General features: G+C 46.3%; 13 protein-coding genes. 12 read left to right on the forward strand and 1 reads right to left on the reverse strand.

Going from position 1 to position 15,411, the window contains the following annotated elements; genetic code table 11:
- Window position 1: 1 nt before the first annotated feature.
- The 10 genes from murD (at window position 2) to lpxC (ending at window position 11,454) form a co-directional block, all read left to right on the forward strand.
- Window positions 2–1,621, forward strand: a complete 1,620-nt coding sequence (gene murD, locus ICV39_RS00945) for a UDP-N-acetylmuramoyl-L-alanine--D-glutamate ligase (protein ID WP_215390052.1) — start codon at window positions 2–4, stop codon at window positions 1,619–1,621.
- A complete protein-coding gene (gene ftsW / locus ICV39_RS00950) occupies window positions 1,618–2,889 on the forward strand; it encodes a putative lipid II flippase FtsW (protein WP_215390053.1) in 1,272 nt (423 codons plus the stop codon). Before murD ends, ftsW begins: the two co-directional genes overlap by 4 nt.
- Entirely contained in the window at window positions 2,886–3,959 is a 1,074-nt protein-coding gene (gene murG, locus ICV39_RS00955; protein ID WP_215390054.1) for an undecaprenyldiphospho-muramoylpentapeptide beta-N-acetylglucosaminyltransferase, read from the forward strand. The genes ftsW and murG overlap by 4 nt, the downstream gene beginning before the upstream one ends.
- Window positions 3,956–5,392, forward strand: a complete 1,437-nt coding sequence (gene murC, locus ICV39_RS00960; RefSeq protein ID WP_215390055.1) for a UDP-N-acetylmuramate--L-alanine ligase — start codon at window positions 3,956–3,958, stop codon at window positions 5,390–5,392. The genes murG and murC overlap by 4 nt, the downstream gene beginning before the upstream one ends.
- Window positions 5,385–6,392: a D-alanine--D-alanine ligase gene (locus tag ICV39_RS00965; protein WP_215390056.1), complete on the forward strand. Its 1,008-nt coding sequence runs from the start codon at window positions 5,385–5,387 to the stop codon at window positions 6,390–6,392. The genes murC and ICV39_RS00965 overlap by 8 nt, the downstream gene beginning before the upstream one ends.
- A 71-nt stretch (window positions 6,393–6,463) precedes the next feature.
- Window positions 6,464–7,246 (forward strand): cell division protein FtsQ/DivIB, encoded by a 783-nt coding sequence (locus ICV39_RS00970; protein WP_251372693.1) that lies wholly within the window; start codon window positions 6,464–6,466, stop codon window positions 7,244–7,246.
- 19 nt (window positions 7,247–7,265) lie between these two features.
- On the forward strand, window positions 7,266–8,495 hold the full coding sequence (ftsA, locus tag ICV39_RS00975) for a cell division protein FtsA (RefSeq protein ID WP_215390058.1): 1,230 nt from the start codon (window positions 7,266–7,268) through the stop codon (window positions 8,493–8,495).
- Window positions 8,496–8,545: 50 nt separating this feature from the next.
- Window positions 8,546–9,889 carry a cell division protein FtsZ gene (gene ftsZ / locus ICV39_RS00980; protein ID WP_215390059.1) on the forward strand — a complete coding sequence of 448 codons (1,344 nt, stop codon included), beginning with the start codon at window positions 8,546–8,548 and terminating at the stop codon, window positions 9,887–9,889.
- A gap of 112 nt (window positions 9,890–10,001) precedes the next feature.
- On the forward strand, window positions 10,002–10,502 hold the full coding sequence (locus tag ICV39_RS00985) for a peroxiredoxin (RefSeq protein ID WP_215390060.1): 501 nt from the start codon (window positions 10,002–10,004) through the stop codon (window positions 10,500–10,502).
- A gap of 37 nt (window positions 10,503–10,539) precedes the next feature.
- Complete coding sequence (lpxC, locus tag ICV39_RS00990) at window positions 10,540–11,454, forward strand: UDP-3-O-acyl-N-acetylglucosamine deacetylase (protein WP_215390061.1); 915 nt, start codon at window positions 10,540–10,542, stop codon at window positions 11,452–11,454.
- A gap of 10 nt (window positions 11,455–11,464) precedes the next feature.
- Here the strand turns inward: lpxC and ICV39_RS00995 are convergent, their stop codons facing one another.
- The gene (locus tag ICV39_RS00995; protein ID WP_215390062.1) at window positions 11,465–11,968 is read right to left on the reverse strand and encodes a hypothetical protein; all 504 of its coding nucleotides are present in this window, start codon (window positions 11,966–11,968) and stop codon (window positions 11,465–11,467) included.
- 53 nt (window positions 11,969–12,021) lie between these two features.
- Between ICV39_RS00995 and secA the strand changes: the two genes are divergently transcribed.
- Both secA and ICV39_RS01005 read left to right on the forward strand, forming a co-directional pair.
- Entirely contained in the window at window positions 12,022–14,787 is a 2,766-nt protein-coding gene (gene secA / locus ICV39_RS01000; RefSeq protein ID WP_215390063.1) for a preprotein translocase subunit SecA, read from the forward strand.
- Between the two features lie 161 nt (window positions 14,788–14,948).
- The gene (locus ICV39_RS01005; protein ID WP_215390064.1) at window positions 14,949–15,407 is read left to right on the forward strand and encodes a (2Fe-2S)-binding protein; all 459 of its coding nucleotides are present in this window, start codon (window positions 14,949–14,951) and stop codon (window positions 15,405–15,407) included.
- The last annotated feature ends 4 nt before the right edge of the window (window positions 15,408–15,411 follow it).

Genomic DNA, 15,411 nt, shown 5'->3' on the forward strand with positions numbered 1-15,411 from the left:
TATGTTGAATTTAGTTAACGTCTTCGCAAATCCCGCTGCAGTGGCAGATTCAGGCTACGAGGCCCCACATCGCTTTCTAATTTTAGGGTTGGGCGAGTCTGGCGTAGCAATGGCGAAATGGTGTTTACGAAACGGCGCATTTGTACGGGTCGCGGATACGCGTGATCGCTCTACATTATCTGAGCGCCAATTGGCATGGCTTGCAGAGCTTGAGTTTGCCGGTTTGAAAGAAGCTTGCTTTGGACCATTGAGTGATGACTTACTTAATGACATTGACGTTATCGGCATTAGTCCAGGACTCTCTCCACTTCAAGAGCCAACAGAATCATTCTTAGTAAAAGCCCGTAAAGCTAGGGTGGATGTCTGGGGTGAAATCGAATTCTTTGCTCGAGCTGTTGCCGCAATGGAGCGTATTGCGGTTGAAAAACAGTCTAGTTATGCAACGTCAGTGCTTGCTATTACTGGCACAAATGGTAAAACCACGACAACTGCTTTGACTGGCCAGTTATGCGAGCGCGCTGGCAAGAAAGTAGCTGTTGCCGGCAATATTAGTCCAGCAGCTCTTGATAAGTTGATGGCTTGTTTGGATGCCGCTGATCAAATTGAAGATATGCCGGATGTATGGGTACTAGAGCTTTCTAGCTTCCAGTTGGTTTTCACGGATTCGCTAAACGCAACCGCAGCAACGGTGCTGAATATTACCCAAGACCATTTAGATTGGCATGGAAACATGTCTTCATATGCACAAGCTAAAGCCAAGATATTTGGTAAAAACACTATTTGTGTTCTGAATCGAGACGATTCTCTCGTTATGAGTTTGCTCTCCGATGAGCAAAAATCTGAAAGAGTAGTTGTTACCTTTGGATCAAATAGCCCAGACGAGCAAGGCGCCTTTGGTATTGAACATGACCTACGTGCCGGTGGAATTGATTGGCTGGTTTGGGCTGAAGTGGACGAGGAGGTTGAGCCGCAGCCAAAACGTCGCCGTAAGTCTGCCGCTGTAGAAGACGAACCTTTGCGTTTGAAGCGCTTAATTCCAGCGGATGCATTACGTATACGCGGTCGCCACAATGCATTAAATGCCCTGGCTGCACTCGCTTTAGCACGTGCAGCGAATTTACCAATGAATATTTTGTTGCATGGTCTGCGCGACTACCATGGCGAACCTCATCGTGTTCAAAGCATTGCAGTTGTAAATGATGTTGAGTATGTTGATGACAGCAAGGGAACAAATGTAGGTGCAACCGTAGCTGCCTTGAATGGTTTGGGTAGCAATGAAGCAGGCAAACGAATTTGGTTGATCGCTGGCGGCGAAGGCAAGGGGCAAGACTTTAGTCCTCTGCGCGAACCGGCGCTTCGGTTTGTAAAGGGTGTATTCCTGATTGGCAAAGATGGTGAAAGAATTGCACAAGCGATTGGTGATGATATTCCTTGCGTCATCAGCGGTGATTTGTCTGCGGCTGTAAGCGCTGCCGCTGCGCAAGCGGTATCAGGCGATTTGGTTCTTCTTTCTCCTGCGTGCGCAAGTCTAGATCAGTTCCGTGATTATGTAGAGCGTGCCCAGGTTTTTGTATCTGAGGTTGAAGAGTTGGGAATGCGTTTCGAGGGAGCTCAAGCATGAGCTTAAAAGAAAAATTGTTCCCTCAAAATCGCCTTGGTTTGGATCGCTTTTGGAATTTTTCTAGAGGCGGCATTGATAATTTCCGTACTGGTTTGCGTGATGCAGTTTCTGGAGTCGAGCAAACACGTTCGCGCATGATGGAGTATGACCAGTTGCTAGTCTGGGCAGTTTTATCTCTCATGCTGATTGGTTTGGTAATGGTTTATTCAGCCTCAATTACTTTAGCTGATGGACCTAAGTATGCGAACTACAGTAGCAATTTCTTTTTGATTCGTCATTTAATTTCGCTGGCAATTGCTATTGGTGTTGGCATTTGGGCATTTAAGATTCCTAGCAAAGTTTGGGATCGTTACTCCCCAGTTATTTTTGGTTTCACGGTGATTCTGCTGATTGCTGTGTTGATTCCTGGCGTGGGCAAGGGGGTTAATGGGGCTAAGCGCTGGATTCCATTGGGTGTAATGAATTTCCAGCCTTCTGAGTTGATGAAATTTGCTGCCGTCATTTTTGCCGCAAGCTACACAGTGCAACGCCAAGAATATTTACATTCCTTCTCAAAAGGAATGTTGCCAATGGGTATCGCTGTTGCCCTTGTTGGTGGCCTCTTAATGAAAGAGCCAGACATGGGTGCTTTCGTGGTGGTGGCATTGATTGCGTTTGGCATTTTGTTCTTGGGCGGAATCAACGCAAAGTTATTCGGCGGCTTGATTGTGGTTGGCTTGCTTAGTGGAGCCGCCATGATTGCTCTATCACCATTTAGGCGCGGCCGTATGTTGGCTTTTATGGATCCTTGGCAAGTAGATAACGCTGCAAACAAGGGTTACCAGTTAACACACTCCTTAATGGCATTTGGACGGGGTGAGTGGTTTGGTACTGGACTTGGCGGTAGTGTAGAAAAACTGCATTACTTACCTGAGGCGCATACCGACTTCATCATGGCTGTAATTGGTGAAGAGCTTGGCTTTGTTGGCGTTGTTGTCATGATCTTCTTGTTTTATTGGATTGTGCGTCGCGCATTCATGATTGGTCGTACTGCTTTGCAATTGGATCGAAGCTTTGCAGGCTTAGCTGCTAAGGGTGTGGCTATTTGGATCGGTTGGCAAGCATTTATCAATATGGGCGTGAATTTGGGTTTACTCCCAACAAAGGGTTTAACTTTGCCATTGGTAAGCTATGGTGGCTCGGGCATTTTGATGAATGCAGTTGCAATAGCCATGCTATTGCGCATTGATTATGAGAATCGAATTTTGATGCGCGGAGGGAAACTGTGACAAGACCCTCAATACTGGTTATGGCTGGTGGTACTGGTGGGCATATCTTCCCAGGGCTGGCTGTCGCTGAATATTTGCGGATCTGTGGTTGGAGTGTCTCATGGTTAGGCAATCGGAATGGTATGGAATGCCGCTTGGTGCAGTCTTGTGATTTTCCCTTCGAAGCGGTTGAGTTTGGCGGTCTCCGTGGCAAAGGATTAAAGGCCAAACTAATGCTCCCAATTAATTTAGCTCGCGCCTGTTATCAAAGTTGGAACATCATGCGTCGCCTCAAGCCCAGTGTTGTATTGGGTATGGGTGGATACATTACCTTCCCGGGCGGTCTAGTAAGTAAGTTATTGAGGCGCCCATTGGTATTGCATGAATCCAATTCTGTGGCGGGTAGTGCAAATCTTGCCCTGGCCAAAATTGCGATGCGTAGTTTGACTGGCTTTCCTAATACGATGGATAAGGCAGAGTGGGTTGGCAATCCAATCCGTCAAGAGTTTGACAATATGCCGGCACCTGCTTTGCGCTATGAACAGCGCCAAGGCCCACTCTCAATCTTGGTTGTTGGCGGAAGTCTGGGTGCGGCTGCATTAAACGAAAATATTCCCGCTGCCTTGGCTTTGATCCCAGCAGAGGTTCGCCCTAAAGTGATTCATCAGGCGGGCGATAGACATCTGGTCGATTTGCAGGCTCGATATGCTGAGTATGGTGTAGAGGCTGATGTTCGTCCTTTTATTGATGATATGCCAAGTGCCTATGCTCAGGCTGATTTAGTCATTTGTCGATCTGGTGCAATGACAGTCTCCGAACTAGCGGCTTGTGGTGTTGCCTCTTGTCTAATTCCATTTCCACACGCGATTGATGATCATCAAACGGCAAATGCTCGCTTCTTGTCAGATGCAAAAGCTGCCGTTCTCTTGCCGCAGAAGCAATTAAACCCTCAGGATTTAGCTTCAATGATTCAAAGCTTGCAACGGGAGAAGCTTAAAGAGATGGCAGTGCGTGCTCATGCGTTGGCTAAGCCGCATGCAACTCAGCGCGTTGCTGAAGTGTGTGCTGATTGCGCGGGAGTAGGTATATGAAACACATCGTTCAGCAAATTCATTTTATCGGAATTGGTGGCGCCGGCATGAGTGGTATCGCTGAGGTATTGCTTAATCTTGGCTACCAGGTCTCAGGATCTGACTTGGCGGAAAGCCCGACAACAAAGCGTTTGAGAGACTTGGGCGCGGTTATTCAGATAGGTCATGATCCAAAAAATGTTGGTACTGCGGAGGCGGTTGTCATTTCAACTGCAGTAGCTGGTAATAACCCAGAAGTCTTAGCCGCACGTGCTGCGAAAATTCCAGTGATTCAACGCGCTGTGATGTTGGGCGAGCTAATGCGCTTAAAGCAAGGCATCGCGATCGCTGGTACTCACGGAAAAACCACAACTACAAGCTTGGTTGCTTCTGTATTGGCAGAGGGTGGCCTAGATCCCACATTTGTGATCGGTGGAAAACTCAATTCTGCTGGGGCCAATGCGCGTTTGGGTCAAGGTGACTTCATTGTGGTTGAGGCAGATGAGTCTGATGCATCTTTCCTGCAATTATTCCCTGCAATGGAAGTTGTAACCAATATAGATGCTGATCACATGGATACCTATCAGCATGATATGGCTAGATTGAAGCAAGCCTTTGTGCAATTTATCCAACGAATGCCATTCTATGGTGTAGCTGTTTTGTGTATTGATGATGCAAATGTGCGCGACATTATTCCATTTGTTTCTCAACCGGTACTACGTTATGGTCTATCTGAAGATGCAGATATTCGTGCAAGCAATATTCGTGCTGATGGCACTCGAATGCACTTCACAGTAGACCGCCGTACTGTCCGCCGTCATGGTAACAAGCCAGGCCCACTCAATGTAACCTTGAATCTCCCAGGATTGCATAACGTTCGCAATGCTTTGGCTGCAATTGGTATTGCAACTGAACTAGGCGTTGGCGATGAGGCAATTACAAAAGCGCTATCTGAGTTTGGTGGTGTTGGCCGTCGATTCCAAAGATATGGCGAGATTTCATTAGCGTCTGGTGGTAGCTTCACATTAATTGATGATTACGGTCATCATCCGGTAGAAATGGCTGCAACATTAGCGGCAGCGCGTGGTGCATATCCAAATCGCCGCTTAGTGTTGGCGTTTCAGCCTCATCGATTTACTAGAACGCGTGATTGTTTTGGCGAGTTCGTTCAGGTGCTGAAAAATTTTGATGCCTTGGTATTGACCGAAGTATATCCAGCTGGTGAAGCAAAAATTCCAGGTGCGGATGGGAAGAGTTTGATGAAAGCAGCAATGCTTGAAGACAAATCCACCCAATCTCTTCTCAACTCAAGTGCAGTGGTATTTGCATCTAATGTTGCTGAGATGCCAGAAAAACTGAGTCAGATATTAAAAGATGGAGATGTATTGATTACGATGGGCGCTGGTTCAATATCAGCCTTGCCACACACCTTAGTGGAGGCAAAGCATGTCTAAGAGCAGTCTCGGTTTGTGGGGCGATCGCGTGAAATCCCAATTGACTAGTTTGAAGGTCGAGTCGCTTGGGCGAGTAGGGGTCTTGCTTGGTGGCCGTTCGGGTGAGCGCGAAATTTCTCTGATGTCGGGTAATGGAGTGTTGCAAGCCCTTATTTCTAAAGGTGTTGATGCGCATGCATTTGATACTGGATTGCGTAATCCCACTGAATTGGCCGGCGAGAAATTTGATCGTGTCTTTATTTCTCTACATGGTCGTTATGGTGAAGATGGCACGATCCAAGGTTTATTGGAATTGCTTGAACTGCCGTATACCGGTAGTGGAGTGTTAGCCTCTGCCTTAGCAATCGACAAAATAGCCACTAAGCAAATCTGGATTAGTAATGGCTTATCTACACCAGAGTTCGAAGAATTAACAGCCAATAGTGACTGGAGTGCGGTTGCAAAGCATCTCGGCTTGCCTTTGATTGTGAAGCCTGCTCACGAGGGCTCTTCCTTAGGTCTAACTAAAGTGAAATCAGTGGAAGAGCTTCCTGCCGCTTATGCATTGGCTGCGAGTTTAGATACCAAAGTAGTTGCCGAGACTTGCATTGTTGGTGACGAGCTCACCTGTCCACTAGTTGGGCAAGGGGATAGTGCGGAAGCATTGCCAGTCATCAAGATTATTCCACCGCAAGCTAACTACGATTTTCATAACAAGTATTTTTCAGATGAAACCCAATACTTGTGCCCAACAGGCCTTCCGACTGAGGTCAATGAAAGAGTTCAAGAGCTTGCCTTGGCTGCATACAAAGCTTTGGGATGTCGCACCTGGGGTCGAGCTGACGTGATGTTAGATCAAAAAACTGGCAAGCCTTATTTACTAGAGATGAATACTTCACCAGGTATGACTTCGCATTCATTGGTGCCAATGGCCGCAAAGGCAACGGGCGTTGAGTATGCCGATTTAGTGCTTTGGTTATTACTTCAGACAATGCAGCAAAAAGAGGGCGCCAGCGCATGAGTAATTTCATGGACCGGTTCGGCGAAATTTTCGCTATGTTGATGTCTCCGCTCTGGAATCATTCCGATCGGATGCAGAAACTCAGCCGTTTCTTGATGCGTTGCTTTGTATTGATGGTGGTGATTGGTTTATTAGTTTGGTTAGGTCAGCGCCCTGTATTTACGCTAAAGCAGATTCAGATTGAGCCGGTTGCTGGCCAAACCTTAAAACATATTAATAAGGCGATGGTAAAGCGCCAAATTGCTGAGACTGTACAAGGCAATTTTTTTAGTGTTCGCTTAGAGGATGTAAAGCGTGGGTTTGAGAGTATGCCTTGGGTACGTCATGCCAATGTTCGTCGAGTGTGGCCAAATGGATTGATTGTGAGCATTGAAGAGCAGCAAGCCTTTGGTACATGGGATGGTTCAGACAGTAATACCTTGATTAATAAATATGGTGAGCTTTTTGCAGGCCGTGTTTCTGAGATAGGTGATGGTGCTCGGCTCATTGATTTTCATGGGCCGGATGATGCCGGTAAAGAGGTCATGAGTCTTTACGAAAAAGCGAATAACTGGTTTAAGCCTTGGGGCGCTGAAGTAACGAGCTTGGCATTGACCGAACGCTATGCCTGGCACATCAAACTTTCGAACGGCATGAAAGTGGAGTTTGGTCGCGACGAAGAAAGCTCCGATAAAAATTTGACGGAAGAGCGAGTTGCTCGTCTATTTAAGTATTGGCCACAGGTGCAAGAGAAGTGGGCAAATCGAATTGATGCAGTGGATTTACGTTATGCAAATGGTTTTGCAGTTCATCTTGCCTCTGCAAGCTTGAAAAAGAACGATGTTGATGGCAAGAAGAGTGAGCTGAAGCAATGAAGGTAATGAAGGAATTGGTATGAGTAAAGACAATCGCGATTTATTGGTTGGTTTAGATATTGGAACCTCTAAGGTGGTTGCCTTGGTTGCTGAATTAGCGCCGGATGGACAATTCAATGTTGTAGGCGTTGGTCAAACAGCTTCAAAAGGTTTGAAGAAGGGTGTTGTTGTCAATATTGAGGCAACTGTTCAGTCTATTCAGAAAGCTTTAGAAGAGGCAGAGATCATGGCTGATCGCCAGATCGTGCAAGTATTCACTGGAATTGCTGGTAATCATATCGTGAGCTTCAACTCCAGCGGCATGGTGGCCATTCGCGATAAAGAGGTGAGTGCAGGCGATGTCGAGCGCGTGCTTGAAACTGCTAAAGCAATCAATATTCCAACGGATCAACAGATTCTGCACATTCTGGTTCAAGAATTCATCATTGATGGGCAAGAGGATGTTCGTGAGCCAATTGGTATGAGTGGTTTGCGACTCGAAGTGAAGGTACATATTGTTACTGGTGCAGTAAGTGCCGCTCAAAATATTGTGAAGTGTGTACGCCGTTGTGGACTAGAAGTAAATGATTTAATTCTGCAGCCATTAGCGTCAAGCTTGGCGGTGTTAACCGAAGATGAAAAAGAGCTCGGTGTTGTATTGGTTGATATCGGTGGTGGTACAACTGATATTGCGATTTATTGCCAAGGATCGATTCGTCACACAGCAGTAATCCCCATCGCGGGCGATCAGATCACTAATGACATTGCAATGGCATTGCGTACTCCAACCATTGATGCTGAAGATTTAAAAATCGCGCATGGTATTGCTCGTCAAGAGATGGCTGATCCAGCGGCGATGATCGATGTACCGGGCGTAGGTGATCGTGAGCCTCGTCCAATGTCCAAACAAGCTTTGGCGGCAGTCATTGAGCCTCGCGTGGAAGAGTTATTTACTTTGGTAAGAGGTGTTGTACGTGACTCTGGTTATGAAGATATGGTTTCTTCAGGAATCGTGCTCACCGGTGGCACAGCGTTAATGCCGGGCATGGTTGAGTTGGCTGAGCAGGTGTTCTTAAGACCTGCACGCATCGGCACGCCTGAATACCGCGGTCATTTACATGAAGTCTTACGTAGCCCACGTTTTGCTACCAGTATTGGTTTACTGATGGAAGGCCAAGCTCAAGTATTGCGTGGTCGTCGCGTATCTCAATCAGGTGCATTGCAAGGAGTGATCGCGCGCATGAAGGAATGGTTTGCAGGAAATTTTTAAGTTGTTTTTCGTCGTCGTGAATGTAGTACGTTTTTTACCTAGGAGGGTATATGGAATTTGAAATGTTAGATCAAGAAGTTGCTGGCAAAACCATTATTAAAGTGGTTGGCGTTGGCGGGGCTGGTGGTAATGCAGTCCAACACATGATCCGTCGCGGAGTTAACGGCGTAGAGTTCATTTGCATGAACACCGATGCTGGCGCGTTACAGCGTTCTGAAGCATCTGTGAATTTGCAACTGGGCTCTAGCGGATTAGGTGCTGGCGCAAAACCAGAAATTGGTGCTGCATCCGCTGAAGAGGCTCGCGCTCGTATTGCAGATGTATTGCAAGGCGCACACATGGTATTTATTACTGCCGGTATGGGTGGCGGTACAGGTACTGGCGCTGCTCCAATTGTTGCTCAAGTGGCAAAAGAGATGGGAATTTTGACAGTTGGTGTCATTAGCAAGCCGTTTGATTTTGAGGGCGTGAAGCGTTTGAAGGTTGCTGAGAACGGCGCTACCGAACTCGAGTCTTATGTGGATTCATTAATTGTTGTGCTCAATGAAAAACTATTTGAAGTAATGGGTGAAGATGCTGAGTTTGACAAGGCATTCGCTTGCGCTGACGATGTTTTGCATAATGCAGTTTCTGGCATTGCTGAAATCATCAACGTTCAAGGTTTGATTAACGTGGACTTTGAAGACGTTAAGACTGTTATGGGTGAACAAGGCAAAGCCATGATGGGAACAGCAACTGTTTCTGGTATGGATCGTGCACGCTTGGCTGCTGAGGCTGCAGTTGCTTCGCCACTGTTAGAGGGCGTAGATTTGTCTGGCGCGCGTGGCGTATTAGTAAACATTACTGCTAGCCGTTCATTGAAGTTGTCTGAAACTCGTGAAGTCATGGCTGCTATTCGTGGTTACGCCGCCGATGATGCAACTGTGATCTTCGGAACTGTGTATGACGATAGCCTTGGCGATGCTTTGCGCGTAACTGTAGTTGCAACTGGCTTAAATAATCCACAGGCTCGTCAAAGCAATCAACCAGAAGTTGTATGGAGACAGGCTACCGGTACGCACGATGCGATTCCAACAATGGCCGACCTAAATAGCTTTGCGCCTGCAAGCGCTTCTGCAGCAATTAGTAAGGTTGGTCTTGATTCTGCATTAAGCACTAGCGCAGGAATGGCGATGACTGGTTCTGCTGGTGCGCCAACAATGGCGGCACAGCCAACGGCGAGTAGTGCGGTTGATTACAGTCAATACGATTTGCCACGGGTTTTTCGTAGCTCTCGTGAAGCGACTCCTGCGCCTACATTAGGTGCGGATAGTTCTCCGCAAGCGAAGACCTTATTGGACAAAGGGGCTGATTACTATGAAATCCCTGCGTTTTTGCGTAAGCAAGCAGATTAATTGACTGCTCAATACAATAGGTAATTGCAAGATGCCAGCACAGCGCCCCTCCGGACGACGAATCCTGCGCTTGCGTTGGCACGCTGACTAACAATTACTTATTGGAGACAACATGATTGCTATTGGACAAAAATTACCAAATGCCACCCTTTATGAGTTTTTTGATGAAGAGACTGAGGGCTGCGCATTAGGACCAAATGCATTTGAAGTTGAAAAAATTGCCGCTGGCAAAAAGATTGTGATTTTTGGATTGCCTGGTGCTTTTACGCCAACATGCTCCGCTAAACATGTTCCTGGATATGTTGAGAACTATGATGCTATCAAGGCTAAAGGTGTAGATGAAATTTGGTGTGTTTCCGTCAATGATCCATTTGTAATGGGCGCATGGGGACGTGACCAAAAGGTAGGCAAGAAAGTGCGCATGCTAGGTGATGGTAGTGCCGAGTTCACCAAAAAATTAGGCTTAGAGTTGGATTTAACAGCTCGTGGTTTGGGTGTTCGATCAGATCGTTATGCCATGATTGTTGAAGATGGCGTAGTGAAATCTTTAGATCGCGAAGCCCCTGGAAAATTTGAAGTAAGTGATGCTGCTTCTATCTTGAAGAAGCTGTAATTTTTTATCAATACCCCCTGAATTTAGAAAAACGATCATGATGAAGCAAAGAACCATAGCCTCTCCGGTGAAAACCGTGGGAATTGGTTTGCACTCTGGTCGTAAGGTGACAATTGTCATTAAGCCTGCACCAGTGAATTCAGGGGTTCAATTTGTTCGGGTTGATACTGAACAACAATCTCTTGTACCTGCGACAGCTTTGGCTGTCTGCGATACGCGTTTAGCATCCGTTATTCAAAAAGATGGTGTTCGCGTATCTACAGTTGAGCACTTGCTTTCGGCTTGCGCAGGTTTGGGTTTGGATAATTTGTTTATTGAGCTTGATGGCGAAGAGGTTCCCATCATGGATGGCAGTGCTGCCTCTTTCTTGTTCTTGATTGAATCAGCTGGAATTGTTGAGCAGGACGCTCCACGTCAGTTTGTTGTGATTAAGAAACCAGTTGAAGTTCGTGAGGGCGATAAGCTTGCGCGCCTTGAGCCTTTCTTTGGTTTTAAGTTAGATTTCACGATCGATTTCAAACATCCTGCAGTAGATAAAACTGGTCAGCGATTTGTAGTGGACTTCGCAGAGCATGCCTATCGTAGTGAGATTGGTCGCGCTCGTACGTTTGGATTTGCGCACGAAGTGGAAGCGCTCAGGGAAATGGGTTTGGCTCGCGGCGGGAGTTTAGATAATGCGATCGTGCTTGATGAGCATCGTATTTTGAATAATGAAGAGCTTCGTTACGAAGATGAGTTCGTGCGCCATAAAATTCTGGATGCTATTGGTGATTTGTACTTGGTTGGGCACCCGATTGTGGGCGCTTACGTTGCCGAAAAGTCAGGGCATGCATTAAATAACGCACTGTTACGCAAGCTCTTGGAAGATCCAAGTTCTTACGAAATTAGTACTTTTGCAGAAAATAAGGCGCCTGCCGCCTATTCTCAAGAAAATCAGCCCCTCTTTTTCTGAAGGGCTTTCTCTACTTCGGTTTGTGCCGAAGTAGTCTTTCTACCGTTTTTCGTAGTTCTGAATCGGGGGCAAGTTTTTGCAATAGATCTTCCCAGGATTTTTTAGCTATCTCGTTAAAGCCCCGTGCTGGACTGCGATCTTGGGCGCTTTCTTGCGGCTTCATCTCCCATCTTGCGGGCGCAGGTTTTATTTTGACTTGAATGACTGTACATTGAACGCCTAATTTCTGTAACTCATTGATTAGGCTAGGTAAATTCTGCTGCAAGCGATTCGCAATGCTAGCGTTATTTACCAGTAAAAATAGCGTATTCTCTTTGCTTGAGCTCCACCCGGACTCAATTTTTGACCTGAGGTGCTCGAGATCCAACTTTGCCAATGCTTGCTCAAGGGTGAGTTTGAGCTTCACAAGACCTTCAGTTTTAGCCAAAATCCCGCCTAAACCATTGGATTCGCGGAGATAATCCACCCATTCGTGGGCCGTCTGCTTACGGGAAGGTTTGCGAGCAAAGTTCATAAAAAATGGGGTTCGGATGATAAACTCAAGGTCTTCATTTTCTTCAATATCCCATGGTAATCGGTCTTCTTAAAACCCTGGTCGGCAGTCGTAACGACCGCCTATTAAAACAGTATCGCAAAGTCGTTGCCAAAGTAGCCGCTTTTGAGCCTAGCCTTAAGGCTTTGGACGATATCGCACTCGCGGCCAAAACAGATGAATTCAAATCTCGTTTGGCTGCTGGCGAATCTTTGGATGACATTGCGCCAGAAGCTTTCGCTGTTGTGCGTGAGGCTAGTGTACGTGTGATGAAGATGCGTCACTTTGATGCTCAGCTCATGGGTGGTCTTGCGCTTCACCAAGGCAAGATTGCCGAGATGGGAACAGGCGAAGGAAAAACATTAACTGCGACTCTTCCCGTTTACTTAAATGCACTTACCGGTAAGGGTGTGCACGTTGTTACTGTGAATGATTACTTAGCGCAACGTGATGCTGAGTGGATGTCGACTTTGTATAACTTCTTGGGTATGAAAGTTGGCGTGAATCTATCGCAGATGGATCACAAAACCAAGCAAGAAGCATATGCGGCCGATATCACATATGGCACCAATAATGAATTTGGTTTTGATTATTTGCGCGATAACATGGTGCAGGATCTAGACCAGCGCGTTCAGCGTGGCTTGGCATACGCAATTGTGGATGAAGTTGACTCGATCTTGATTGATGAGGCGCGCACACCATTGATTATTTCTGGTCAGGCGGATGATCACACCGATCTCTATATCAAGATTAATAAACTGCCTGCATATTTAGAGCGTCAGATTGGCGAAGAAAAAGCTGATGGCACTGGCGTTGAGAAGCCAGGTGATTATTGGGTAGATGAGAAGTCTCAGCAGGTTTATTTGACTGAGCAGGGTCACGATAAAGCTGAGCAGGTGTTGGTGCAGATCGGCGCCTTAAATGATGGCGATTCTTTGTATGCACCTCAAAATATTACTTTGATGCATCACGTTTATGCAGCTTTGCGCGCACATACTTTGTATAACCGCGATCAACACTATGTTGTACAAAATAACGAAGTCATTATTGTTGACGAGTTTACTGGTCGACTCATGCAAGGTCGTCGTTGGTCAGATGGTTTGCATCAGGCGGTAGAGGCTAAAGAAGGCGTACCGATTCAGAATGAGAATCAGACTCTAGCGACAATTACTTTCCAAAATTATTTCCGGATGTATGGCAAGTTGGCTGGTATGACTGGTACAGCCGATACTGAAGCTTATGAATTCAAAGAAATTTATAACCTTGAGACAGTCGTTATTCCTCCGAATCGTATTAGTCAGCGCAAAGATCGCCAAGACCAAATTTACAAATCTTCGCGCGAGCGCTATGACGCTGTTATTAAGGACATTGAAGATTGTTATCAGCGTGGTCAGCCAGTATTGGTTGGTACTACCTCAATCGAGAACTCAGAACTAATTGCTGGCTTATTAGATAAGCGTAAGCTGCCGCACCAGGTATTAAATGCGAAGCAGCATGCTCGTGAGGCAGAGATCATTGCGCAAGCAGGTCGTCCAAAGATGATCACGATTGCAACCAATATGGCTGGTCGTGGTACCGATATCGTATTGGGTGGTAATGTTGCCAAGCAATCCGCCCTGATTGAGGCCGATGCTTCCTTATCTGACGCTGAAAAAGCCGCCAAGATCAAGCAATTGCAAGATGAGTGGCAAAGCATTCATGATCAAGTTTTAGCTGCTGGCGGCTTGCATATTATTGGTACTGAGCGCCATGAGAGTCGCCGTATTGATAATCAGCTTAGAGGTCGTTCAGGACGTCAAGGCGATCCAGGCTCATCGCGTTTCTATCTCTCACTAGACGATCCATTGCTTCGTATCTTTGCAGGGGATCGTTTACGCGCTGTGATGGAGCGCTTAAAGATGCCTGATGGTGAACCAATTGAAGCGGGCATGGTGACTCGCTCCATTGAGTCTGCTCAACGCAAGGTTGAAGGCCGTAACTTTGATATACGTAAGCAGTTGTTGGAGTATGACGACGTAGCCAATGACCAGCGTAAAGAAACTTATCGCCTTAGAAATGAAGTGCTCGAGAGTGCCGATGTTGGTGAGCTCATTGCTAATTTGCGTGAAGACGTTCTCCGTTCCGTTTGTTCTTACTATGTCCCTGCGGAGTCAATGGAAGAGCAGTGGGATTTACCAGGCCTTGAAAATGTTCTAGCAAGCGAATGGGGTTTAACAGTCGATCTACAGAACTGGGTTGACGGTGCGGAAAGCGTTGATGATTCTGAAATCGTCGAGCGAGTATTGCAAGTAGCCAAGGATGCTTATGACGCAAAAGTGGATCTAGCTGGTCGCGAGTCCTTTGCTGGTTTTGAGCGTTCTGTTCTTCTCTATAGTCTTGATACCCATTGGCGCGAGCATTTAGCTGCTTTAGATCATTTGCGCCAAGGTATTCATTTGCGAGGCTATGCCCAGAAGGATCCGAAACAGGAATATCGTCGTGAGGCATTCGAACTATATGGCGAACTCTTAAATGTCATCAAGAACGACGTCGTAAAAAGCATCATGACTGTGCAAATTCGCAGTGCAAGCGAATTGGATCAAGCATCTGAGTCCATGAATGAGGATTTGGCTAAGTTAAAAGATCTGCAATATCAGCATGCCGATGCTGATATGGAAGTGGCGGGCTCAACTGGTGATCGTGGTGCTTTGATTGATATCCAGCCGGCACCAGTTCGCAATGGTCCAAAGATTGGACGCAATGATCCATGCACTTGTGGCAGCGGTAAAAAATATAAGAATTGTTGCGGCGCATTGACTTAATAGGATATGTTGCTTATCTACTCAAAGGCTCAGATTTCTGAGCCTTTTTTCTTGGTGAAATCCCTAGTCATTTCATGCGACGATCATCAGTGATATCTGTCATGATTTATAAGTTCTAAATTAATTTTTAGCTTATTACATATTCATTACTAGGGGGCGCTATGGCTGTAACCTTTACTCTCAATGGCAAAGCAGTAAATTTTGATGGAGATCCAGAAACTCCCATTCTTTGGGTCTTGCGCGATCACTTGGAGGTCAACAGTCCTAAGTATGGTTGTGGTGCTGGGCTTTGTGGTGCTTGTACCGTTCATTTAGATGGTGCAGCAATTCGTTCATGTTCTACACCAGTTTCAGTAGCTTCTGGAAAAAAGGTAACCACTTTAGAGGGGCTATCTCCAAAAGTAGGTAAAGCACTTGCGGATGCTTGGACAGAATTTGATGTGCCGCAATGTGGTTATTGCCAAACCGGCCAGATGATGTCTGCGGCAGATTTATTAGCCAAGAATAAAAAGCCCAATAGTGATGATATTAAAAATGCTATGGCCGGTAATATTTGTCGCTGCGGAACTTATTCCCGTATTGAGAAGGCAGTCAAACGCGCTGCTGATAAATTGGCTTAAGGGA

It is taken from the genome of Polynucleobacter sp. MWH-UH25E (assembly GCF_018687095.1).
Lineage (GTDB): Bacteria > Pseudomonadota > Gammaproteobacteria > Burkholderiales > Burkholderiaceae > Polynucleobacter.